Source organism: Candidatus Babeliales bacterium, from assembly GCA_035944115.1.
In the GTDB taxonomy this organism is placed as follows: Bacteria; Babelota; Babeliae; order Babelales; family Vermiphilaceae; genus DASZBJ01.
This window is the reverse complement of sequence record DASZBJ010000029.1, coordinates 63,482-88,081: the sequence shown is the minus strand read 5'-3', so window position 1 is coordinate 88,081 and position 24,600 is coordinate 63,482. Positions and strand designations below refer to the sequence as shown.

The window sequence follows — 24,600 nt, the reverse complement described above, 5'->3', positions numbered from 1 at the left end:
TCTTATTTGTGTTGTAAGCTATTGCAGGTATTTAAACAAAAGAAGGATGTCGGTTCAGGTCAAAAGGGATAGAGTGGTGAATAAATTTTATAAAAAAATACTATTTTTAGTGTTAGTTGCTAGTGTGATCGGGTTGTTGTATTACCTTGATATAAAAAACTATCTGACGCTTGAGTTTATACAGTCATATAGTCATGCATTATTGGAGAAGGTAGAAAGACACTATTTCATTTCGATAGTGCTATTTATTGGAGCGTTATCCATCTCTACTATTGTGGGGCTTCCCGTGACTATTCCTCTCATTTTATTAAGCGGTTATCTCTATGGTACGTTCTGGGGTGCTGTCTATTCTACGGTAGCGGTTGTTCTTGGGTGTACCAGTACATTTTTAATCTTTCGGTATTTGCTCAAAGATTTTTTGAAAGAGCGGTACCATGATCAATTAGCAGCCTTTGAAGGCAAGATGCAAGGAGACACGTTGCAATACCTGGTTGTTCTTCATTATATGTCGATTGTCCCATTTTTTATTATTAATTTGTTTGGCGCTTTGACTACCATTTCATTAGAAAAATTTATGTTGAGCGTGGTATTGGGATCATTTCCGCTTTATTTGATTTATTCATTTACCGGACAGCAGTTGAGCACTATGAAAAAAGTGAGTGATATTTTTTCACCATCCATTATTGGTGCGATGGTGCTGTTGACGGCATTAGTGCTAGTGCCTACGATTGTAAAAAGTATAAAAAAGAGACGGTAACCGTTACGTGGTAACGGTTGCTGTTTTTTATGGTTGGTACTGTTTCCACGTCTTGAAAAACGAGAAAAATATAATGTACTGTGCAATCGCAAGAAAATCAGTGACTTTTTTCCACGGGGTCAAAAAGCACCGCTTTTGTTTAAAGTAGCAAGAGATACCGCATTGTTCGGCTGCTATACGATTTTCGATTCTGTCGTCAATGAAGATGCAGTCTGATGGATTAAGGTTATAGGTGGTGAGTAGGTGGTGATATGCAGCGGGAGATGGTTTGATTGCATGAATATCACCGCTGATTACGATGCCATCAAATAAATCAAAAAAATGATTATATTTTTTGTGTAGCAATTCAAATGAACTTGAATCCCAGTTAGAAAGAATATAGAGGTTATGGCCCTTTCTTTTGCATTCCTGTGCAAACCTATAGGCATCGGGCATGAGCTCTGTTGCTTGAATAAATAGTTCCGGGGTGAACATGCATCGGATAAGGGAGCGAATGAGCGATCGTTCTGCTTGGCTTTTAAAAAAAGGTGATTGATCAGCTTGAGTAAGGAGTAGTGTGCATATTTCTTGGCTGGTGTAGGTTCCTTTAAGCCAATCGCACATGATTTGTGGGAGCTGCATACCGTAAGGATCTTTTGCATTAGCCTCGTTTACTTGTGGTGGTATAACGGTGTTTAGAAAGCCAAATAGCCGCTTGCGCAGGTTTTTTGATATGCGGGGTAGCTCGGTTGGGTGATGGGCGATATATTTGATAAATTTTGAATACCCAGTTAATGAGCACATGGTCAGGCTGTCCGTTTTAACCATGACATCCCCTAAATCAAAAATAATATTAAGAGGGTGTAGCCATGACGCGAAAAATAATACATATAGAAAAAATAGATTTTTGATGCGGCGAGACAAAGTCATACGTAGACCCCCTGTTTTATTTTCTATGTGAAAAGCAAATCATAATAATAAAATGCTTGAGCTATAGGATTATTGTAGACAATTATGGAAAATAAGTAAACGCTGATATACTTTATTCCCAATAAAGGTGGGGGTATGGGTGTTGCTAGGAAATCTTGACTAATTATGCATAAGACCTATAATTGTTCCCGTACATGTATCAAAGGTTATAAACATATTTTTTGCATAGTGGAAATTACAAGGGATTCTTGTAATACCTATACAAAGAGTATTATGAATTGAAAATGAATTGTATTTTATTAATCGTATTTAATAAGTGAGGTCTTGTTATGAACAAGCAGTTATTATTAAGTTTGTCTCTAGTGGCATTGTTTTCAGTGTCAGCGAATGTTGTAGCAACAGATCCAGCAGCTCCTGCAGTTGCTAAGCCGGTAGAAGCTCCTAAAGTTGATAAAGAAGCTGAGCAAGCTAAGCTAGAAGCATCTATGAAAGAAGCTCAAGCAAAGCTAGTTGAAGCGAACAAAGCTCTTGTAAAAGCTAAAGAAGATAACAAGGTTGATGCAAAAGCAACTAAAGAAGATAAAGATGCGGCAGCGAAAATAATAGCGCCATTCGAAGAAGCAGTAAAAGCAGCACAAGAAGCTGCTGATAAAGCGACAGCTGCATACAATGAAACAACTTGGACTACTTGGTTCAAAAACGGCGGCGCTAAAGTTGTAGCAGCTCCGTTAGCATTCGGCACATTCTTTGTTGGATACGAAGCTAATGAAGCATACTATGGTTATAAATGCCCAAAAAACATTTACAACTTGGTTTCAAGAGTACTTGCTGTAGCTTTTGTATACCAAAATGCAATCGCTTCTTCTAACGAAGACGAAGACAACGACTAATTCATTAGTTATTGTATAGAAAATTAAAAGAAGGCCTGTAAAAAGGCCTTCTTTTTTTTAGTTTCGGTTGTTTTTAAGATGACTTACATTTAATCATCTTTTTTTATCCTTTGCTTTTTGTCTTTTTTTGATTTCCCGAATAAGCCCCGTTTTTTAGGCTCTTGAGGTATGTTCTGTACGGTTTCTAGAAGCAGTTTAAATTTTGGCAACATTTCTTGCCGTAATAATCTCTGCTGTGCTTCAGTATGAATTCGAGTATTGTGTAGTTCTAATTGAAGGCCTGTCAGTTGAGAAAGATATTCCATATTGCGAGTATTGAGTTCTTTTTGTGCTTTTTGCATTCCTGCAAATACAATGAGCAGTTGAGCAGCTTGTTGTTTTTGTTTGGCTTCAAGGACATCAATTTTTTGGCTCAGCTCATTGGCTTTTTGTTCAAATTTTCTTTGCAAGGGGCGAGTAATGTTCTTTTTAAATCGCCACCAGCCAATGCCAGCAACAATGAGTGTCATGAAAGGGGCTCCTATTGTTTTGAATGCTGATAATGCTACCGGTATTTCTAGCCCTGTCACCATACGGATTTTGCGTACCTTTTCCAGCCTTGCTTGATATTCTCTGTAGACAGCATAAGCAAATGCCATTGTAGTAGTTCCGGTGGCGGCTTTGATTAATCGAGAATAGTTACGATCCACTATCTTTTGTTCTTCATCTATTACTCCTTCTGCAATGGCTAAGTTGGTATCGTTTTGCGTTATTATTCGTTTGAGCTCTTCTAATGCACTCGTGCTATCTATTAATGGTTCTTGTAAGCTGTTATCTTCTTTTGTGTCTTCCTCTTCTTTTCGATCTGACTGCGTAGAACTGAATGGCCTGAGGCTCGTTGAAGGGTTTTGTGTTTGTGGGAACGGTGTGGAGATTTCTAGTTGCTGTATGGAATGGCCTACTTCTTGCAACATCTGACTGAGGGCTATCTGTTCTTCTTCTTCGGAGTCTGTGTCTCCTTTAGTGTCTATTTCATTTACTGCTGTAGCGCTCGCAAGAACATGCAGGATTGAGGAAGGCGATGTGGATGGTGTTTTTGATAGTGAGTTGGGCGATGGTGATCGGGGTGGTGCGTATAAGATTCCGTCACCAGATGCAGTTGATTGGTTGCTCGGCGATTGAGCGAGCCGTAAAGGATTGAGGTTTAGTAATGGTTGATGCGTCAATTGAGAAAGGCCTGAGAGAGATTGTGATCGAGATCGAGTAAATGGGGGCGTTCTTTCAAATACTGTGGGAGTGCGTGATAATAGGCTAGAGGTACTGCCGCGTCTTGCTAATGGCATTGCTTTAGTAGAGGTGGTACGTAGATGAGAGGCGCTGGAGCTTCTTGTTAGTTTTTGCTCCGCACAGCTACTGGGATGCATAGTAAAAAGCCCGATTAGTATAGCTATAAAAAATGAAATGCATTGTTTGGGTGGCATGATATACCCTCCGGAATATAGTATTGGTTTTATCTGTCTTTCTATTCCTGTATAATGAATAGGTGCCCTGTGTGTATACAGTTTTGATATTCGTAAATTACGTTGCTTGAAAAAGTATGAATCTTTATAAAAATGAATTAATGGATCATTATCGCTATCCGCGTAATCGTGGAAAAATAGCAGACCCTGATTTTGTCTCAGATGAGCATAATCCGTCGTGTGGGGATTCTGTGTCTATTTCTGGGCAGGTATGCAATGGGATCGTATCAGCAATTGCCTTTGAAGGAGCTGGATGCGTGATTAGTCAGGCTGCGGCGTCAATGATAACTGAATATGTGTTGGGCAAATCAGTTGATGAGATCGCGGCTATTTCTACACAGCAGATGATTGATTTGGTAGGTATGCCATTGGGTCCGGTTCGGTTAAAATGTGCGTTATTATCGTTGCATGCTGTGCAGCAGGGTTTAAGTCGATATAAAGAAGGTAAGTCTAATGCTTAATCATGTGAAGTTGATTGCACAGATGCAACAGGTTTCTGATGCGTTATTTCGTGATGTTTCTCATGAATACTCCGTTGCGCGTGGGGCATGGGATCAGATAGTGAATGATCCGCTTTTTATATATAAAGTGCAGAGCATGAAGCATCAGGTACCTTGGCAGTTGCCGTTATGGCAAGGAAAACTAGATCTGCAGATACCGGTGGATCAAAATCCAATGCCGTATCAAGGGATATCGGTTGATGGATCACAAATTTATCCTGATCGTCATCAAGGAACTAACTGTTTTTTGATCAATATTGGTTCAGTCATATTGCAGTACGGGATGGCAAGTGGCAGTTATTTTGATTCTGTCCCCTATGTGTTTGCAGGAGATACCGAAGCTGATGGGCTGCCTATCAGCCCTGATTATGTTAATTGTTTAAGGCAGGCGTTTGAATTTCAGGGTGGATTGGATCTTATTCAGCAAAAAATGTTGCCGGAGGATAAAGAGCGAACCTTTTTTTTATTTGATGGATCGTTGATTTTTTGGCATTTATCGGGCAAACAGCCGGAATTAAAGCAGTTTTTTTTAACGCGGTATATGGATTTATTAGAGCAGTGGTATCAAACGAAGGTTCTGTTTGCGGGGTATATCAGTCTTCCTAAAAGCAAAGAGCTGGTGAATTTGGTACGAGCCTTTTTATGTAATTTTGATCCTGACCGTTCTGATGCCCATATGGCAGTAGAGCATGTGGTTGATGCCCATATTGCACAATTTTTTTTAACGCCGGGATATCGATCAATAGTTTTTAAAAGCACTAGTGATATCTGTCGCGAATATCCAGAGCATCTCCAGCCATATTTTTTTTATTTGCATGTGGGGAACGAAGTTGCTCGTATCGAGATTCCTTCGTGGATAGCCCAATCAGATGATTTGGTGGATACGCTTGCGCGGGCCATTGTGGATCAATGTGTCAAAGGGAGGGGCTATCCGGTGTTAATTGCAGAAGCGCACGAACAGGCGGTAGTCAAAGGGCCTGATCGAGATTTTTTTTATCATATGATTATGAAATTAGGGATTGATCAAAAAAGAAACACTATCTTCTCTCAAAAAGTGATTAAAAAGCGTGGTATTGGTATTTGATGGTGCGTGAACATATTTTACAGACGCGCACAGTCGTGTTATAACAATGCAGATATTTAAGGCATGATATATTTATAGAGGAGTTATGTAATGAAAAAAAATTCTTTAATTCTTTTTGCGTTGTTGCTTTGTTCGGTAGGGCAGACTTATAGCGCTCGTTTTAACTGGTTGGCAAAGGATTCGGCGCAACAGATTCTTGCTATTGCATTGATAGCACCAGCAGTATCGCAAGAATTTGGCCTGAATGATTTGCTTCGTGGCATAGTGCGCCCGGTTGCTACGCCAATTAAAGGCTTTGCCAAGCTCGTGGTGCCAACACGGTTGGCAAATATGTTCAGTACTAAGCCGATTTCAAAAGCAGATTTTGATGATGCAAAAAAAGTGGATCAGATACACGATTAAGCAGAATGTATAATTCTCGTACAAAAAAAGAGGGTCAGCAATGACCCTCTTTTGACATTCAAATGCTATCAGTTTTACCCAAGAAACTTCTTAAAAAATCCAACGATGCTGCCATCATTGTTATTGGCATCATTGCCAATTTGATCTGCATAATTAACGAGCGCATCTTTTGCCTCGTTAGATATTTTCTTCGGGATGTGACATTTAGCGACTACAACAAGGCTTCCACATGCAGAGCTACGAATCTTTTGGAATCCTTTGCCAGGAATGACTATTTTTTCATCAACAGGGCAGCCCTTTTTAATCTTTATAGTATGTTTTGATCCATCGATACTTTCGATTTCCACTTGTGCGCCTAAAACAAGCTGTGGATAGGTGAGAAATACGGAGCATACTAAATCGTCGCCTACTCGTTGGAACTGTGTATCAGGTTGAATCTGTATTTTAACAAAGAGATCTCCTGCAGGACCGCCATATACGCCGGCATCACCTTTTTGGGTAATACGCAATTCCGCCCCATCATAAATTCCTTGTGGAATATTGATAGAGAATTTATCAAATGTTTGGGTGCGCGATTGACCTTTGCAGCTGGCGCATGGTGAGGTCATGATATAACCGTGGCCAGAGCAAGGGCTACACGGTTGAGAGTACATGAAAAAACCTTGGCGGTAGTTCATCTGTCCGCTGCCGTTACATGGTTGGCATGCTTTAACCGATGTTCCTTTTTCTGCACCGTTACCATCACAACCAGTACATGCAACAAATCGGTAGTATGAAAGTTCTTTTTTGGTTCCCAAGAACGATTCTTGCAAAGTAATAGAGAGGTCTTTGGTCAAATCATGACCGCGTTGTGGTTGAGGGCCATTTTTCTTTTTTTGGCGTTGACCTTGGCCGCCGAAAATATCGCCAAAGATATCGCCAAAGCTATTAAAGATATCATCCATATTCTGATGTTGATGTCCGCCACCACCAGCATGCATGCCATCAACCCCGGCATGACCAAATTGATCATATGCTTTACGTTTATTGGCGTCAGAAAGAACCTCATATGCCTGGGCAGCTTCTTTGAATTTGTTTTCAGCCTGCGCATTATCGGGATTGCGATCAGGATGATACTTTAGGGCTAGTTTTCGGTATGCCGCTTTGATATCCGTATCAGAGGCACCTTTGGGCACGCCGAGAATTTTATAATAATCTTGTTTTTGCATGGTTTTTGACCTCACTTTTTATAAAAACTTTATATCAGTATACCAAAAAAACAATTTATATGAAAACCCTTTATTATTCGGCCTAAAAAGGTGGTTTTCTCTTATTTTCCGTAGTTATAGGGCTGCCAGATAGCCTTCCTTTTTAAAAACCGTTGCAATAGGCGTGATCGCCCTGCTATAATTTCAGTTAGAAACATTTGAATGGGATTAAAAGTAAAGATAGTATAGTAAACCAAATATTTGGAGAGAAAAATGAAGATTAAACAGATTTTTTTAATGGTCATGGGGGTTGTTTCTTTTTCGAGCGGTAGCTTTCACGCTGCAAGCGCTCCAGGAGGACCAAAAGTTCCAGTGGCTCAAGCGATTCCGGGAAGACCGCAAGTTCCTGCGGCGCCGGCTATTCCAGTTGCGCCAGCACCTTTAACACCTCCTCCTGCAGTGAAGATAGGAGCACCGATACCAACGGCGCCAGTAGCGGGTATTCCAGCAAAAATTACTGTTGAAACTCCATTTGCAGATGTAAAGAAATTTACTCGAGAGGCAGCATCTATTGGAGATGGTCAATGGCTGGAGAGAAATTTGAATGTTATAGCCGATACCTTGAAACTGGAAGTGCGTCGTGGTGCAAAATTAGAATCAATAGCCGCAGCTCGCGATGAATTGATAAAAGCAATTAGAAATCTTCGGGGTGATACTCGCAAAGGTTCAGATCTTGCGGAAAAATTAGCTAATAAAACAACGTCATTGGAACTAAAAAAAGTTGAGTCTACCTCAAAATCATTGGACGACGAATCGTTAACCGCGGTAGAACCTGATCCGGTAGAAGACGTGACTCTAACAACTCCTATAAAGGTAAAAGGATCGGACGTTGATACAGTGAGCCGTATTTTGAAAGTGGCGATCAGAATTGCAGAGTTGCAGCACGCATTACCGAAATTAAAGCCGACTATCGATGGATATAATAAAAAGCTGAAAGCATCGAAAAGTCCGGATGAAAAGTCTATTTATGCATTGCAAATATTATTTAAGGTGGTTAAACCGCCACTCGTGAACTTAACATGCTTGCTCAATGAATTGCTGAAAGTGACAACGGCCTCAACAGTAATGAATAAATTAGGTAAAGAGGGTCAGGGGCGTATGCTGCAATTAGCTGAAGTGGCTAAAATGGGATGTCGGTATTCCAAAGACATGGCGGATGCATTAATGGTGTTGACCCAGTCATTATCTGCACGAGATAAAGCAAGAAAAGCAGCTGCAGCAAGAAAAGCAACAGTAATGCTTGATGATATGGATATTGATGACATCTTGCGAGACGCAGATATTGAAGAACGTAAGTTTGGGATTGTTAAAAAAGATATAGAAACTGAAGTAGACGAATTTGCGCCGTATCCTGAGACTGAGCTACTCAAAGTGTTGCGTGCGATGAGTCGTTTGGCTGGCCATAAAAAACGAGGAACATTAGAAAGCGAAATTATTGCGTTGCGCGATGAAATGAGAGCGGCAGAGCTTGAAGAGAAGGCTGAGCCAGCATTGAAGATGTTATTTAAAATGTCACAACCATTGACTGATGTTACTTATGTATTATCCAGAGTGGTGAGATTGTTAGCGAGATTCCCTATTGTCGGACAAGGATTCAAAGACATTGCAACTGTTGCTACGGATGTATATGACTACACTAAAATTGTTGATACTGCATTAGAAGATCTTGCTAAGTCGTTAAAAGCGCGAGAAGAGATCTAATTAAATTAACAAAACACTGGGGAGAACTATATCATGGAAAATATTAAAAAGATCAGCGTAATGGCCGCATCCTTGGTCTGTTCTCTTCAGTTGTTTGGTAGAGTGGTTGCACCAATGCCAACAGGGATGGAACTTACTACAAACGTAGTAGCGCCAAGGGTATCAGCAGTTATACCTGCTCCGGTTCCATTAGTAACACCATCTCGTGTACCGGTACAACTAAAGGCCGCAAGAGGCACATTTGAGCGTTTTGTGGAAGCCCTTACTGCTATGGAAAGTTTACGGGTTTCATCGTCGAAATTGACGCAGCAAATTCAGACTTTGCAAAAGCAGTTACGCAGTGCAGATAAACAACAGCAATATTTATATGCGCTGAAGATGCTATTTGTCATTGTTCGACCATTAACAAAATCGTCATATTTGTTGAGTGAGTTTACCGATGTGATAAATTCTGCCCAGATGGTTGAGGACTATTTTTCTCCTGAAACCCGCGTAAAGTTTTTCCAGTTAGCATCGATGGCTAAAACAGGGTATCAGTATGTCGATTTAATGGATAAAACATTAAACACCTTGCTTACGGGGCTTAAGGCACGCGAAGATAAACGAAAGGCTCAGGCAAAAAGAGCCGCGGAATTGGAATTGCAACGTGAAGGGTTGTTAGAATCATCGGATGTTGATTTTGATAGTTTGTTTGCATTAGCGGACACGACTCAAGAAGAGCATGATCTTGTGGTGCAAAAGGTACAAACAACAGTAGAAGATATTTTTGAAGTAGATGATAGCAAAATGTTACAAGTTTTGCGGGTAATGGATCGTTTGGCTAAAGCGAATGCAGGTATAGTGCGTAAAAACATTGCAGATTTACGGTTGGAGATTTCAGCACGACAAGCTAAGCCAGAAGCGCAGGTTGATCCGGCATTGAAGTTGTTTTTTGTTGCAGCCCAACCAGTTGCAGATTCATGTTATATTGTGAATGCGATTATAGAATTATTAGCAACGATGCCGATTTTTGGTACACCGTTTGAAAAAATAACTTCGGTTACTAAGCAGATGGCATATCATACAGAGGTATTGCATACTGCATTAAAAGATTTAACAGATTCTTTATATGAGCAGGAGCAGTAAGAAGGCGGGTGAATGCATCAGAAACTGAATAAGTTATTATTGATTGCTTAAATGTTTATACTTTGAGCAATTAGCATACGAATATTTTAAATCTCCTGGTCGTGCTGGTTGGAAGAGAACTTCCGCCGAATATCCAGGAGATTTTTTTTTGAGATTTTCAATCAATGTAAGCATAGTAATGCTTTTGCCGGTTGCAATGTTCACCGCTTGGCCATTCATTTCTGTTCTATTAAGTGTGGCAAGGGTTATAGTTGCATCAACAATGGTTTGTATTGGCACAAAATCACGCACTTGCATTCCATCACCAAAAATAGTGATTGGTTGATTATTTGTTATTTGCTTTTGAAATTGCGCGACTACGCCCTCGCCAGAGTTTTTGCCATTATGGTGTTCATCAAAAACGTTAAAATAACGGGGGCAGATGGTTTGTAGTTGATAGTTCTGCGTGTATTGTTTGCATAAAAGCTCTCCAATCTGTTTTGAATATCCATAAGGAGATTGTGGTGTGCAGGGTAGATCTTCATGACATACATCTGCTTGGTTGCCATACACAGCAGCAGATGAGGCAAAAATAAATCGCTGGACGTTATTAATACGGGCAGCCTCAAGAAGGTTCTGTGTGCCAGTAACGTTGGTCATATAACAGTCATGAGGGGTTTGGATAGAATTTGGTACAGAAGTACATGCAGCTAAATGAAAAATAATTTCCTGGTTTTTTGTTGTGGCGAGACAGGTAATAAAATCGGTGATGGAGCCATGGATGAAAGTGATTGATGTGGCAAAAGATGAAATACTTTGTAAATTTCCTGTTGAAAGATTATCTAAAATGGTCACCTGTGCACTCGCTTCAACTAAGGTCTGCGCTAATCGAGAGCCAATAAATCCGCATCCGCCGGTTATTAGCACTGATTTGTTTTTATACCAATCGATTATTGTTTTGTGTAGCATTTCTAGTTCCTTTTACAGTAATACATGATGCAGGATGTGATTGTTGTGTGGATTGGGCGGACAGGGTCTCAACAATTTCTTTTCCATCGAGTACAGCTTCTTGCATGCTTGAATATTTCCATGCCCCATAACGACCGATTGAATGGATGGATTCTAGCGCTAGAGCATTAAGCAATCGGGATAGATGTTGCTCGCGCCAAAAGTTAAAAATTACATATGCGTGTGGGATATTGATTGTTTTTTCTGTGACTATATCATGCTTGGAAAAATGCAATAATTGTTGGGTGGCTTTTAAGGCACTCTCAAGGGTTGTTTGAATCCATTGCTTTGATTTATTGATATACGAAAATTCTCCATAGAGCGAACTGCATCCAGTAGGCACTGCATGGGCGGCAATGTTGTGAGGGAATCCGATTCGGTAAAAAGGGTATTTGTTTTCAGGAAAGTAGATCCAATGATGTTCTGATAGATCGGGTCGATTGACGCCAATATTGAAATTGATGATGGAATTGCATAGTAGTTTGTTGCGTGCAAGGTTGAATGATGTTGTTGGTTTATCGATAATTACAGCCAGAAGGGTAGAGAGCGGTATGGTGCTGATCAGTTGATCATACTGCTGTGTATGGCCATTGGAGAATATCACTGTTTTGGTTTTCAAATCTATGTTTTGTACTGAATGATTAGTAGCAATCGGAGTTTTTAATTTTCTTGCAATGGCAGTGATCCATTGGTTTATGCCGCCATGAGTTGGGTAAAAAAACTGACTATTATATCCAATGTCTTGTTGTGTTTCTGGGTGTAACGCTCCGTGGAGTATCTGCAGTAGACTTGTTTTTGGGACAAAGCGTCCAGTCCAACTAGCAGTTATTTTTCGTGGATCGTAGGAAAATATTTTTTGTTGATAGGGAATAAAAAATTGCTTGGTAAATCCAGAACCAAAATTGTGTAATGCCCATTGATAAAATGTTTTAGGATCAGAACTGGTTTTTCGATTGATGTATCCATTAATGCAGGCGATAATAGTTGCAGCAGGTAATCCGTGCAGATGTATTTGGTAGGGATATGCAGTATATCGGTTCTGAGAATATATGACCGATTTTCGAGTAATATTGTGGAGGTTTGCATCTCCTATGGTGTTATTCAAAAAAGATTGAAAATAAGGATCGGTTGCGTGCAGGAGGTGTCCTGTATAATCGAAGGTGAATCCATCTTGTTGTATGGAACGACAAAGTCCGCCAACAGTTTGTTCTTTTTCAAATATAGTAAACGAATGATCTTGTTTTTGTTCAAAATGGTATGCGGCTGATAGTCCGGTGAGCCCAGCGCCGATAATAACTACTTTGTTCATTGCGATGCTCCATACATACTTTTTATGGTACTGGGCATAGTTATAGATGAATGTGGGCAAATGTCTACTATTTATTGTGTGGTGGTATGTTATGTAGTTGCTTGCTCAGTATTGTTGTCAGTGGTTTTTAGGCTAAGGCAGAGGTTATTGCTATCGATGTTTTGTTTAAATTGTTCCGGGAGTTGATACGGATTGATTTGAAAATGCCCCTGTTGAATGATCGGTTCTAAAAACGGAGGGACGGTCAACACAACATAGTACCTGTTTACAAATCCAAGTTTTTGCGGATCGTTAAATTTGAATAGGAGGAGCTGATCTTTGGCGTTCCATATACCATCGCAGACGAGATTTTCTTCTAGTGGCATACAATCTTTGCAATTACTTTGTTGTTTATAGAGTGACGCAACCAAGCGCTCCATAGGATGCCCTATCCAATGAAGATAGAGGTGATTAAGATCAACTGATTCTTTAGATTTTTTTTTAAAAGTGATACTTCCTACCAGAATCCATTTGCCTCCAAAAAATTTTGTTTTGTAGACGCATTGTTCTAAATCCTTCCAGCAGGGCTCAATGATAAGTTTAAAATCATTATTGCTTGCTGACAGAGACAGGCACGAAATCATAAGGAGAGACGCGATACTGTGCTTCATTAATTTTTTACTCCAGTAAGCGGTGATTGATGTTAATAATCATAGCAAGATCAATTTGGCTTAGTGAACTATTTATGTAAAGAAAGGCTGTTTTGCTGTATAACAGGTGTAATCACGAGTGGCCATAGTTGATTTTATTAGAAGTTACGCTTATTCTAAATAAGTAATTTGAAAAATTAAACAATACTAGTGTAAGAAAATATTTATATACGTTAAATCTTTACATACGGTACTGTAGAACTAGAGTTAATATTTTTTGTTTCATTATAAGAAAGGATCCGTGCATGTTAGCACCGATGATTAATTATTTTTTTCCTGATGTGAAGAAGGAAGAGACCCGGATGTTTGGGTTATTGGCAATTACCGGTTTTTTTGTTATTGGAACGTACTGGCTTCTCCGATTACTAAAAAACACTATCTTTTATACTGTTGCGTTTCCCGTTGAGCTTGGCTGGCCAGCGCAGCAAGGAACGGCCTTCCAACCGCTTGCTAAAGTTATCTCCCCATTCGTTGTTCTTGCTGTTGTTTTAATATACTCAAAGTTGATTGATATGTTCAAAAAACATCAACTTTTCTATATTATTTGTTTTTTCTACGGAACATTGTTTGCGATTATTGGCAGTATTATTGCAATAAAAGATGTATATGGTGCGCAAGTTCTTGGTAGAGAAGTTCTTGCTATTACCGGCTGGTTTTCTTATTTTGCTGTGGAAAGCTTTGGGTCTTTATTACCGGCGCTTTTCTGGTCATTTACCAACAGTATTAGCACCACAGATGCGGCAAAACGTGGGTTCCCTTTGATTGTTACGTTTATGCAGATCGGTGCAATTGGTGGTTCGGCACTTTTACTAGTGACAGAGCATGTTGGCAGCTTGTCACCGTTTGTGTGTGCAGCATCATTATTAACCTTTGCTGTCGCTGGTATGATGCACTATTTCATGAGCACAATTCCTGCAAGTCAAATGGTTGGTAACCCAACAGCAGCCGCAACTGAAAAGAAAAAAGAAGGTTTCTTTGAAGGGTTCTACTCAGGTATTTTGTTGTTAGTAACACGTCCGTATTTATTAAGTGTATTTGTTGTTTCTACATTTTATGAAATAGCTTCACAGATTATTGATTTTCAAATGCATGCGCAAGCGAATCGTATATATACAGCAACTGAATTTAGCTGGTTTGAAGGTGTCTTTGGTGTTTTATCAAATGGTCTTTCATTCATGATTGCATTACTTGGTACTTCGTATATCGTTAAACGATTTGGCATCCGTGTTTCATTAATGATTTATCCAGTTTTATTTGCAATTACTATCGCAGCTTTGCTTCTGTTCTTCTTGTATGGTGCGCCAACAACCGCACAGTTATTGTGGGCAACATTGGCATCATTCATGATAATCAAGTCTGTAGGATATGCAGTAAATAATCCACTGAAAGAAATGATGTATATTCCAACATCTAAAGATGCGAAGTTCAAATCTAAAGGTTGGACAGACATGTTCGGTGGTAGAATTGCAAAAGGTACCGGTGGTTATATTAATGGTTGGTTCAAGCATGATCCAGCAATGTTGATGGTCTATGGAACATTTATCAGCTTTGGTATTATCGGTGTCTGGATGGCGGCGGCGTTATACCTTGGCCGTAAGAACCAGAAGTTGATTGCATCTGGCGAAATCATCGAGTAATTAATTCGATTTTAAGAATATAGAAAATAACAGAAGAAGCGGTGTCTAAAAAGTGCCGCTTCTTCTGTTATTTGAATCGATAGTTTAAAACGCACTTGTTTTTGCCCTTTGTAAAATTAATAGAAACAGGGGTAGAAAAAGTCATAGTGTCTAAATTTATATTTTTGGGGATTTTTGGGTAAAGTCCTGTTGAAAATGCAGCCTTTTGGAGTAAAGATTCAATATTTTCGATGGTACGATCTTTTTGTGAATGCTGGAGTGTTAAGTCGAGTATTTTCCCTTTTTTATCAATGGTAAGGGTTATGATTCCTGAAGTATTTAGGTTATGATCCAGATTAAAATAGTCATCAAGAGCAAAAGTAGCATCTCGTAGCGTTCGCCAAATTTTTGTTGTATAAGCGTGTGTGGCCATTTCTTGGGCATCAAGTTTGCATTGTAATATTGCTCCCTCTCCTGCACGTTTACTTTTAATTGCACCCTGTCGCTCTTGCTCAACGCATTGGAAATAGCTTTTGGTGATCTGTTTCATGCTGATCGCGGGTGTTGCGGGCTTATCGGAGCGGAGCTCTAATTTTTTTGTTTGTGGTGGTCTTTTTGTTTGTTTTTCTTGCGGCTTAGGAAATAATGTTGATGGAAAGAAACTATTGTTTTTTGGGTCAACAAGTTTCTCTGGCAAGCTTAACCTGCTGTTTCGGGCATAATTTGGTTGTTCTTCAAAGATGCTTTGTGGCGTCTTTTTATCCTGAGAGCTTTCTGTTTCTTGGGTTGTTTGTTCGGGGCTACCTGTTTGGGGTGTAAGAGCAATATCAGTGCTGATTGAGGTTGATCCACTAGGTTGTGTATTCGCGGATGATTGGGGTAACGGCGGTATTGGGATCGTTGGATTTTGAAATTGCACTGGATTTAATTTAGGGCTTTGAGCAAGCACCACAAATGGTAGGTGCGCATTGGTTGTTTTTTTTGATTGTTCTATTTCGGTTTGTTCAGCAACGTATGCAATGAAAAATAGATACAGGATTATGCAATGGAGAAGTATTGAAAGAATGATAATCAATAAACGAATTCTTTTTGATAGATCGGTTTTCACGATTGCTCCCCTATAGGCTCTACATCTCTTGGAATGATACTTTAAACGAGTATAGATAAAAAAGGAATTGTTTATTATAAGGGGAGGAGCAAAGGTAAGAATGTTTAACGTTACGATTTAGTTAGAGTTTGTTTGATCCATTCAAATTCTAACTGTTTTTCTTTAAAGGTTATGTTAATGCCCACTAAAACGATCTCTTTATTTTGGTTCATGTATTTTTCGTAATATTTTTTTTGGAGAATTTGATCGAGAGCGTTTTGTGCCAAGCTATTGTATTTGAATTCAAAAACTATGATGTTGCGAGCTGTGTGTAGTACAAGATCTGCTCTGCCGTGGCTGGAAGCAACTTCTGATTGTGGTCGCATGCTGAGCAAATCAAACATAAAATGAATGAGAGAGTGATAATAGCTCTCTCGTGAAATATGGAGATTATATGGAATTGCAGCGAAAAGAATTTTTATTGCATTGCAAAATGTTTCAAAGTTCAGTTCGAGTAGGGCTCTGCGCATTCGTACAAGTTCCATTTCTAAGGTATCTGGAGTAGCGTAAGCAAATGCTTGTACCAGATAATCCTTAAATGATTCTCGTACTTCTTGATTAGGATAATCTAGGGTGAAAGCATTTGCAGAAGGATCATAAGCTGTAATTGTTAAGTAGCCAGTTTGTACAAGAAGGGCATAAAGTGGAATATTATGAATATCAATAGTATCAAACCCTTTCATAGACATTTCAATGGGTTCATCGATTTCCAGGCTGATTCCTTTGTGTCGTAATAGCGCTATCAAAAAACCAGGAGATCCGGTATTAAACCAATAATTAGCAAATTCTTTATTTGCTAAACATGTGGTAACAGAAAGTGGGTTATACATAAGAGGCTTTTGCATATCTTTTGAGAACCGATATCCATCGTACCAGTTTTTTAGATCCTTGATTGTTTCTTCTTTTGTTTTGCCAATATGTTGTGCAAGAGCATCTATTTGCGGTGAATAATAAGTAACCAGTTCCTGCTCGGTGTATCCAAACAGTTCTGCTGCTATAGGGTCTAAAGAAAGTTCTTTGAGATTGTTTAGACCAGAAAATAATGATGTTTTGGCAAACTTACTAACGCCAGTTATAAAAATAGCACGCCACTCTGTTTCAAGTGATTTTACGGTCGTATAAAAATTACCTAGGATTGTTCTGTTTTGTTCGGCAAGAGATAGATTAGTAATATGGTCTACAATGGGCTTATCGTATTCGTCAATAAGCAGCACAACTTTATTCTTTTGTGTTAATTCTTTAACAAGAAATCGTAATGCATCTTCAGTTGTATTATAAGGTAACGTTATGCCATATTCTTGCGCTTGTGCATGAATATTATTATATAAGCTTTGTTTAAAGTCTTCTGGAGTTCTATGAGCGATACCACCAAAGTCGATATGAATAATTGGATGTTGAGTCCAATTATAATTACCATTTTGACCAATCCAATATTCTTTAAACAACTCTTTTTTACCTGAAAAAAGAGCTTTGAGGGTAGAGATGAAAAGGGATTTTCCAAATCGGCGAGGTCGAGATACAAAGTAAAAATGTTTGTAGCTGGGAGTTGTTATGAGATTATAAATATGTTCGGTTTTATCAACGTAGATGCGGTTTTCGGTAACGAAATCTTCAAATATACTGTAATGAATTCCCATTCTTTTCGGTTGATTAGTCATAACAATCGACCCTTGCTTATAGATTGGATTTTTTTCTCTCTTAATCAGTCTATCAATCGTTGATTATTTTTGCTATTTCATTCACTGGGCTGGCTAGGAGTGTGTATCTGGGCACGTATGAAAGGGGTTGAAGAGCCTGTTGGGCCATTCAGGACATTGGCGGCAGGCATATAGTAGTAGAGCCCCCATATTGCTCGCTGTAGCTCGTTGGAGCGAAGGCGGGCATGTCCTGCGTAGCTAAACTTCATGTAAAAGCTTCAAAGGCCTAGCGCCCTTGAAAAAACCTGGATTTACGGTATATTTAGACTCTATAGGGTTTACTCTATCTGTATTTTAGAAAGGGTTCATTATGAAAAAACTTGTCTTAATGTTGCTCAGTATAGCTACCTGTGCCCAGCTCCAAGCGAGCGATAGCTATGTGGGTAAGTCATATGCCGCCATTCAAAGGGCATTTGATAGTAAAAAGGCATGGGCCTTAACCACTAATATAGATGTTTGCAGTTGCGATATGGATAAAATTCGTTCAGCGGGTCAGTTACAAGATTTTTGTATACAGCTGTGTAGTTTGTTGAATATACAACGGTATGGCGAAGCAGAGATCTCTCATCCAGGGGACACGCAACGGACCACAGGATATTTGGTAATGCAGCCGATTGAACGAGGTTACCTAGCGATTCAATGTGCTAATGCGACTAATAATGTGTATATCGATTTGGTGAGCTGCAAGGTGTATAACCCGTATGCGGTTGTAGAAGCGGCTAAGAAATTTTTTGGCGCTCAAGATACAGCAATGTCTATTTCACTACGCGTGTAACATATACAGCATATAATTTTGATACTAAGAGCCACTGATGTTATGTCAGTGGTTTTTTTTTATATAGACAACATTTTTATTTTTATGAAGAGACCATGTTGTATGGAGAGCATGGATGCCTGGACTGGGCTGTTGTATAAATCGTATGATTTCATCGAACAATCGTTGGGTTGGCGTGCATGATGCTTGTTCAACGCATAACCAGTGCATAATAATATTTTTTTGCATGAATGGATCAAGCGCAAGAAATTGTGTTTTATTTATTTGTATTGGGCTGGTTGTTAGATCAGCGATTTCTTTAAAAACTTGTGTGGTATGGGTTGCAAGGTATCGCTGTGTGTCCTGTATTTGGTTCAGAGTGGTTGCAAAGGTGGTATCAAATCGGGGATCTGCATTTCGTAATGCGGGCAACACATTAAGACGTATACGATTTCTTAAGTAGGTAGGCATCTCGTTGGTGGCGTCAATCAGATAGGTAATATTGTTACCGTGTAAATAATCTAAAAGATCCTGTTTTTTGCAATCTAGCAGCGGGCGAATGTATGCACCTTGTTTTGGTTGCATAGCAGAAAGACCGGCAAGGCTTGCACCGCGAATCATGCGGATGAAGAATGTTTCTTGTTGATCATCTGCGTGATGAGCAAGGGCAATCAGATCGGCGCCATGCTCTTGTTGGACTGTTTCAAGAAAATAGCGGCGTGCTTTGCGCCCGATTTCTTCTTGTGAGCCATTAAATTTACATGAGAATGCAAGATCGGATAATTTTCGGCTGATTACAGGGACGCCAAGGTCAGACCCCACCTTGAGGCAAAATTGAGCGTCGCGTGCAGATGCTTCTCGCCAGCCATGATCAAGATGTGCAGCAACCAACGTGATGGTGCCGGCATGATGCAGGGGCGCGAGCAGATGCAGTAAAAACAGAGAATCGGGACCGCCAGATAACCCAAGGACAATTTTTGCGTGTGGAGGAATAAGGTTATGTTTAGCGATAAATGCGTGAATGTTTTTTAACAAATTAGTATCTGTATCTTTCATAATACTATAAGTATAGCAGAAAATGTGGGGTGGAAATAAGTCCGATTCTTATCATTAGCGTTTACCGTTGTTTACTCTTCTTTTATTGTGGCAATCTTACACAGATATTTATTGGTCTTGTGCTTTTTTAAAAAGGGGATCCGCCTTCATGTATACTACGGCGGACAAGTAACAGAGGAGAATTGGATATGGTCAAAAATAATTTTACTAAAATATTGATGGTTGGTGTGTTGTTATGTGGTGCAATGCCATTGTTTGCAATGGAGCGCGTGAAAAAAATAGTAAGGCAAGTGCAGGGGGGACCTGAATATGCAAACGATATTTTTAGTGCAATCAAGCAAGGAAGTGCTGATTCGGTTAAGTATTGGTTGGATCAAGGGGTTGATATTGAGACTAAGGATCCTTCTGGTAAAACATTGTTAATGATTGCAGTTGAGCAGGGCAAGCAAGATATTGCTCGGTTGTTGCTTGATAGAAAAGCATATATTGAAGCTCGAGATGTAGATGGTAAAACGGCATTGATGTTAGCAGTAAAGAAGAATGATAGAGAGATGGTAATATTATTGCTTGATAAAGGCGCTGATATTGATGTTGTAGATAAAGATGGCGACGCGTTATTAGCAGTTGCTCTTAAACAGTATCAGACTGAACTAGCTAAGTTGCTAATCGATAAAGGCGTTAATATTGATGAAGTAGATAAATATGGCAAAACGTTATTGGTTAATGCCATTGAGCGGGGAGATACTCTAGGAGCTACATTGTTGCTCGATAGAGGTGCTGATACTAATTCTATAAGTCAATACGGTACGACACCATTGATTTTAGCACTTGAATCGAATCGGTTAGAGGTAGCAAAATTATTTATCGATAAAGGCGCTGATATTGATGCAGTAGATAGATATGGCCTCACGGCACTGCTCATTGCTATTAAGATGCATCAGGTTGAAATAGTCACATTACTGATTGATAAAGGTGCTAATACTGAAGCTGTGGATACATATGGTAGCACGGCATTGATCGTTGCTGTTGAAAAGGGTCAGGTTAAAGTAGCTACATTGCTCATTGATAAAGGCGCTAATATTGATGCAGTAGATAAAAATGGTAGCACTGCATTGATCGTTGCTCTTAATAGGGGTCAGGTTGAAATAGCCACATTGCTGATTGATAAAGGTGCTAATATTAATGCAGTAGATAAAAATGGCAGCACGGCACTGATTATTGCTCTTCAAGATGGTCTGGTTGAAGTAGCTACATTGCTCATTGATAAAGGTGCTAATAGTAATGCAGTAGATAAAAATGGCAGGTCGGCACTCATGATTGCAATTAACAGAAATCAATTTGAGATGATTCCGTTATTACTCAATAAAGGCGCGAACATTGATTATAATGCAGTACAATCGCTTTTGATGTATGGGCTCAAAGATGATTATATTGTTACGCTATTACAATCACTGGCAAATTCTAAGAATGCTGACGGTGAGCCCATTGTAGCTCAGGCTATAATACATAATGATAGTGAGCTGGCTGAGCGTCTTATAAAAAATGGAGCAAATCCTTACTTACGAGATAAGGCGGGGTTGAATGCGTTTGATTATGCGCATGCGCAGGATAATCCAGCAATGCTTGCAATATTACGCCAAACACAGATTAAGGCGCCAACAAACGAACCGGTTGCCGAGCATGAAGTGAAATCTACAGATACGCAAAAAGCTATTCGTCGATTGGCGCGGCTATCTGGACATATGGCCCCAGAGCAGCAACAGGAAGCAGTTACTTCTGGAAACGAATTGCCGATTGGATCAGCACAGGAGCAGTTGACCCCAACAGAAGTTCACTATAGTGGGTACGGTAAAAACATAGAATCAAAATATGGTGAAGGCAGTAAATATGGAAGAAAGGGACGTGCTTTATTAGATGATCCGATTGTAAAAGAGTGTATAGAAAAAGAGCGCGTTGCATATCAACAAGGTGAGTATGTTTTTTATAGATCAGAGCCGGGAAAATATAGAGTATATGAATTTTTCTTGGAGGAATTGTATCGGTTGGTGCGCTTGCTCAGCAATAATGATCGGTTAAAGCCTTTTATTATGACTCGCTTTTTTAAATATGCGGCCAAGGAGCAAACAATTAATGAATATATCGATACCAAGCCATGGAAGGCTCATAAACTGGGTAAAACGCTCAATGTTTTATTATCAGCGAACATACCGTTATTTGGTAATGTGCATAACTCAGGGAGCTGCACGTGGGATTATTTTTTAAACAACTATGAAGCTACGGGAAAAGTGGATGTGCAAGATATGTTCCAAGATATTTTTAACATCTACGGTTTTGATAACAAATACATCAAGCAGTTATTGGCATTACAAAAAGGTAAAATAGAAGAAGCTTCATCATTGCAGCAGATTATTATCCCTAAAAAAAGTGTGGATGATGTAGTGATGTTTGCAACTCATGGCTACTGCTTTCCGTGGCCAGAAATGGTTGATCCATCATGTTGGGATCCAAAAGCGGTGAGTGTAGATCCTAAAGGGAATGAAAAATTAGGCAGACATACCTGTGTGTCATCTATTATAGATAAATATAGAAACGGTGACATTGAAATTGATGATAATATGCAAGTGCGGATATTAATGAACGCAGTATATGGTCTTAATCCGGCAAGTGGTATTGAGTTTAATTTGTATACGCGGCTTCCGAAAAAACGAATTGAGTATTTTAAAAAGCAAGTTGCAGAAATTACTGATGCAATGTTTAGTGATTGGCTCAAAACGCAACTGAAAAGTAAAGAGGTTTCGGCAGGTGTTGAAGGTGAGCCACTAGGAGATGTGTTGCAACGTCTTGGTAAAGGACGCAAAGAGCAAGAGAAGGTCAAAGCAAAATTATAAAGAATGATGTTTTAAAAAACCACCGCGCTATAGCTTTTTTGAGCCTAGCGCGGTTTCTTTTTGTGAATACATTCTTTTTCAGGATCTCTTGTTTTTCATTTTTGTTTGTTATAGAAACAATTGAAGGTGTATCTATAATTCATAAAAAGGGATTGTAAGGAATGGCATTTTTATATATCGTCGCATTAGTGGTATCGTTTGTTTCAGGTTTGCAAGGAAGGGATGATTCTAACAACTCATCTTCTTGCTCTTATTCTTCAAAGATGACACTTGGTCCAGATAATTCATCGTCTGGACTATCATTAACGGTTACTACCACAAGTCCTCATCTTGATTTTGATCAGCATGTTCGTGAAAAGTTTGGCCAAACAGGATATCAGATCTGTCGCGATTCTCCCGGATACAATCAAGCGCGTTCACACTTTTATCAGGAGCTAGCTCGTGCTTACACCTACTCATGTATCAAGGCGGAATATCTCAAAGAGCTGGGTAAAACAATTAATCTTGCGGAACAAAAATTAAAGGTTTCAGATGATTTCAAAGATTCGTTTCAAGAAAATGATCAGTTGCGAGAAGCATGTGCGATTTTACAAAAAGCATTTGGGGGTCTTTCGGAGCAACACGCATATGAATCGATTTTTCGTAATGGTGTAACTAATCGATACGGGCGTCATTGTACTTCGCAACAATTATTGGAGCAGCAGTGTGCGCAGATGCGTGAATGGTCACAATATAAATACCCAGCTTTTGTTAAATGTATACGAACGTTTGCTTGTTATAACAGGTATATCGAGGAACTTGCGGATGAATTCCGACACAATAGATCCCTTGCAGATCAGGTAAAACGATATGCACCTGAGGCATACGACCTTGTTACGCGACAAGCTCAAGATATTAAGCAGAAAAGACATGCTGCAGCCGAAAGAGAGCGAGAGCGATATAAGCATGAACAAGAAAAGAAAGAGCGAGCTCTCCATCTGCATAATGATAAGCAACATCATTTGATAGCAAAAGATTTTTTTAACGAACAGCATTCAATGTTTGATGATCATCTTGAACAATGGCAAGAGACGCACCCAGAACGTGTGGCAGCATATCAAGAAGCAATTAGAAATAATGCTGAAGTAGTTGGCCGTCGTCATGAAATGTGTAACCAAGCCGAAAGATGGTTAAGAAATAATGGCAAACTTCCCGTAAAGTATACAGCATTTCGCGGACATACTTTACAACAACAGTTACATAGCGAAATTGTTGACGGAGTAGAAATTTTGTCACAACTGCCGGCATGCAAGAATCCAGAATCATTTGAAAGAACAATGCGAAAGGCGACACTAGATACGCTTGAAGATGCACGCCAAATCAATGCCATAGGAGATTGCTTTGGTGCAGGAAAATTGATTGATTTTGGAATGTCTCTTTTGGGATATTGCGCTGCGGCAGTAGGAGGTTTTAGTAGTGGTGTTTGCAAAGGTATAAAAAAGACGGGCACTGATATTGCACATATAGCGTGTCATCCAGATAGACTGGTAATGGCATTGGGCCTTGTTGCAGTACAATTTGGGGATTTGATATATAACTATGTGCCATTTGATGATGAGTTTGGTAGTACGTTTGATGAGCAGGATTGGGATCGAATTTCAAAAAACTGGGCAGAATTAGGGAACAAGGTAGTTAATTGGTGGGAAAAGACACCTTCGCATGATAAAGTGCATCAAGTTGTTGAAGCTCCCGTTGGATTTTTTACCAACGCGATTCTTTTTGGTTGCTGTGCATCTTTTGCAAGTAAAATAGCAACGGCAGCTTGTGCGGAGGCGGTTGCGCTTGTTAGAAAACAAAATCCGACAATAGCTTCTGTGGGAGCGGCAACTGCTGACTCTGGGGTTGCTAGCGCAGTAAGTAGGGCAAAAGGGGAGGCGGCATCATTACTTGAAAAATTATCTGAAGCAGAGAAGGCTGTGCAGGCAAGTGCGTTGAAAAAGAAGCCTAAAAATCCCCCACATATAAAACAGTTGCTACTTCAGGACCCTCCTATTGTAAATATTGCTTGGCAAGCTACTCGTGAGGCTATTGAAGCGGGTGTTAAATATGTTATGGAAGTAAAGAAGAACGTGAAGCATGTTTTTGAAGGAAAGCATAAGTTAGGTAATGTAGTTGAGCAAGCAGGAGGGCAAGAGAAATTTATTCGCACTCTTTTAGAGTCTTTATCTGATAAAATTCCAGCAGATGGCATATTTGATAATTTTCGAGCTGTTGTTGCAGGTCAGGAAGTGATTGTAAGAGGAATAGTTATGGATGGGATTGCTAAAATTAGTACCTGTTTTATAGAAAAATTAAAGGCTTAAA

General features: G+C 39.5%; 20 protein-coding genes. 11 read left to right on the top strand and 9 right to left on the bottom strand.

Annotated features, from left to right (window positions below):
* The first annotated feature begins 76 nt into the window (after positions 1 to 76).
* Positions 77 to 757 (top strand): VTT domain-containing protein, encoded by a 681-nt coding sequence (locus tag VGT41_03435; GenBank protein HEV2601325.1) that lies wholly within the window; start codon positions 77 to 79, stop codon positions 755 to 757.
* Positions 758 to 784: 27 nt separating this feature from the next.
* On the opposite strand, the gene VGT41_03430 is transcribed toward VGT41_03435, so the two are convergent.
* Positions 785 to 1,564 carry an HAD-IA family hydrolase gene (locus VGT41_03430; protein ID HEV2601324.1) on the bottom strand — a complete coding sequence of 260 codons (780 nt, stop codon included), beginning with the start codon at positions 1,562 to 1,564 and terminating at the stop codon, positions 785 to 787.
* Positions 1,565 to 1,995: 431 nt separating this feature from the next.
* Here VGT41_03430 and VGT41_03425 point away from each other — a divergent pair, with 431 nt between their 5' ends.
* The gene (locus tag VGT41_03425) at positions 1,996 to 2,556 is read left to right on the top strand and encodes a hypothetical protein (GenBank protein ID HEV2601323.1); all 561 of its coding nucleotides are present in this window, start codon (positions 1,996 to 1,998) and stop codon (positions 2,554 to 2,556) included.
* Positions 2,557 to 2,645: 89 nt separating this feature from the next.
* Here the strand turns inward: VGT41_03425 and VGT41_03420 are convergent, their stop codons facing one another.
* Positions 2,646 to 4,016, bottom strand: coding sequence for a hypothetical protein (locus tag VGT41_03420; GenBank protein HEV2601322.1), 1,371 nt, complete (start codon positions 4,014 to 4,016; stop codon positions 2,646 to 2,648).
* Positions 4,017 to 4,132: 116 nt separating this feature from the next.
* On the opposite strand from VGT41_03420, the gene VGT41_03415 reads away from it, so the two are divergent.
* From VGT41_03415 to VGT41_03405, 3 genes are all read left to right on the top strand, one after another.
* A complete protein-coding gene (locus VGT41_03415; GenBank protein ID HEV2601321.1) occupies positions 4,133 to 4,516 on the top strand; it encodes an iron-sulfur cluster assembly scaffold protein in 384 nt (127 codons plus the stop codon).
* A complete protein-coding gene (locus VGT41_03410) occupies positions 4,509 to 5,639 on the top strand; it encodes a DNA double-strand break repair nuclease NurA (GenBank protein ID HEV2601320.1) in 1,131 nt (376 codons plus the stop codon). The genes VGT41_03415 and VGT41_03410 overlap by 8 nt, the downstream gene beginning before the upstream one ends.
* Before the next feature lie 90 nt (positions 5,640 to 5,729).
* Positions 5,730 to 6,041: a hypothetical protein gene (locus VGT41_03405; GenBank protein HEV2601319.1), complete on the top strand. Its 312-nt coding sequence runs from the start codon at positions 5,730 to 5,732 to the stop codon at positions 6,039 to 6,041.
* Positions 6,042 to 6,115: 74 nt separating this feature from the next.
* Here VGT41_03405 and dnaJ read toward each other — a convergent pair whose 3' ends face one another.
* Positions 6,116 to 7,249, bottom strand: a complete 1,134-nt coding sequence (gene dnaJ, locus VGT41_03400) for a molecular chaperone DnaJ (protein ID HEV2601318.1) — start codon at positions 7,247 to 7,249, stop codon at positions 6,116 to 6,118.
* Positions 7,250 to 7,501: 252 nt separating this feature from the next.
* Here dnaJ and VGT41_03395 point away from each other — a divergent pair, with 252 nt between their 5' ends.
* Complete coding sequence (locus VGT41_03395; GenBank protein HEV2601317.1) at positions 7,502 to 8,989, top strand: hypothetical protein; 1,488 nt, start codon at positions 7,502 to 7,504, stop codon at positions 8,987 to 8,989.
* Between the two features lie 33 nt (positions 8,990 to 9,022).
* On the top strand, positions 9,023 to 10,114 hold the full coding sequence (locus VGT41_03390) for a hypothetical protein (protein HEV2601316.1): 1,092 nt from the start codon (positions 9,023 to 9,025) through the stop codon (positions 10,112 to 10,114).
* A 36-nt stretch (positions 10,115 to 10,150) separates the two neighbouring features.
* Here the strand turns inward: VGT41_03390 and VGT41_03385 are convergent, their stop codons facing one another.
* The 3 genes from VGT41_03385 to VGT41_03375 all read right to left on the bottom strand — a co-directional run bounded on the left by VGT41_03385 (position 10,151) and on the right by VGT41_03375 (position 13,060).
* A complete protein-coding gene (locus tag VGT41_03385; GenBank protein ID HEV2601315.1) occupies positions 10,151 to 11,062 on the bottom strand; it encodes an NAD-dependent epimerase/dehydratase family protein in 912 nt (303 codons plus the stop codon).
* The gene (locus VGT41_03380; protein HEV2601314.1) at positions 11,031 to 12,410 is read right to left on the bottom strand and encodes an FAD-dependent oxidoreductase; all 1,380 of its coding nucleotides are present in this window, start codon (positions 12,408 to 12,410) and stop codon (positions 11,031 to 11,033) included. The genes VGT41_03385 and VGT41_03380 overlap by 32 nt, the downstream gene beginning before the upstream one ends.
* Positions 12,411 to 12,499: 89 nt before the next feature.
* Positions 12,500 to 13,060 (bottom strand): hypothetical protein, encoded by a 561-nt coding sequence (locus VGT41_03375; protein ID HEV2601313.1) that lies wholly within the window; start codon positions 13,058 to 13,060, stop codon positions 12,500 to 12,502.
* Between the two features lie 284 nt (positions 13,061 to 13,344).
* Between VGT41_03375 and VGT41_03370 the strand changes: the two genes are divergently transcribed.
* Positions 13,345 to 14,736, top strand: a complete 1,392-nt coding sequence (locus tag VGT41_03370; GenBank protein ID HEV2601312.1) for an Npt1/Npt2 family nucleotide transporter — start codon at positions 13,345 to 13,347, stop codon at positions 14,734 to 14,736.
* A gap of 67 nt (positions 14,737 to 14,803) precedes the next feature.
* On the opposite strand, the gene VGT41_03365 is transcribed toward VGT41_03370, so the two are convergent.
* On the bottom strand, positions 14,804 to 15,823 hold the full coding sequence (locus VGT41_03365; GenBank protein HEV2601311.1) for a hypothetical protein: 1,020 nt from the start codon (positions 15,821 to 15,823) through the stop codon (positions 14,804 to 14,806).
* Between the two features lie 110 nt (positions 15,824 to 15,933).
* Positions 15,934 to 17,520, bottom strand: a complete 1,587-nt coding sequence (locus tag VGT41_03360; GenBank protein ID HEV2601310.1) for an AAA family ATPase — start codon at positions 17,518 to 17,520, stop codon at positions 15,934 to 15,936.
* Between the two features lie 349 nt (positions 17,521 to 17,869).
* Between VGT41_03360 and VGT41_03355 the strand changes: the two genes are divergently transcribed.
* Positions 17,870 to 18,334 (top strand): S-adenosylmethionine decarboxylase, encoded by a 465-nt coding sequence (locus VGT41_03355; protein ID HEV2601309.1) that lies wholly within the window; start codon positions 17,870 to 17,872, stop codon positions 18,332 to 18,334.
* A gap of 45 nt (positions 18,335 to 18,379) precedes the next feature.
* Here VGT41_03355 and tilS read toward each other — a convergent pair whose 3' ends face one another.
* A complete protein-coding gene (gene tilS, locus VGT41_03350) occupies positions 18,380 to 19,369 on the bottom strand; it encodes a tRNA lysidine(34) synthetase TilS (GenBank protein ID HEV2601308.1) in 990 nt (329 codons plus the stop codon).
* 188 nt (positions 19,370 to 19,557) lie between these two features.
* On the opposite strand from tilS, the gene VGT41_03345 reads away from it, so the two are divergent.
* Positions 19,558 to 22,257: an ankyrin repeat domain-containing protein gene (locus VGT41_03345; GenBank protein ID HEV2601307.1), complete on the top strand. Its 2,700-nt coding sequence runs from the start codon at positions 19,558 to 19,560 to the stop codon at positions 22,255 to 22,257.
* Positions 22,258 to 22,418: 161 nt separating this feature from the next.
* Positions 22,419 to 24,599 carry a hypothetical protein gene (locus tag VGT41_03340; protein HEV2601306.1) on the top strand — a complete coding sequence of 727 codons (2,181 nt, stop codon included), beginning with the start codon at positions 22,419 to 22,421 and terminating at the stop codon, positions 24,597 to 24,599.
* Position 24,600 lies beyond the last annotated feature (1 nt).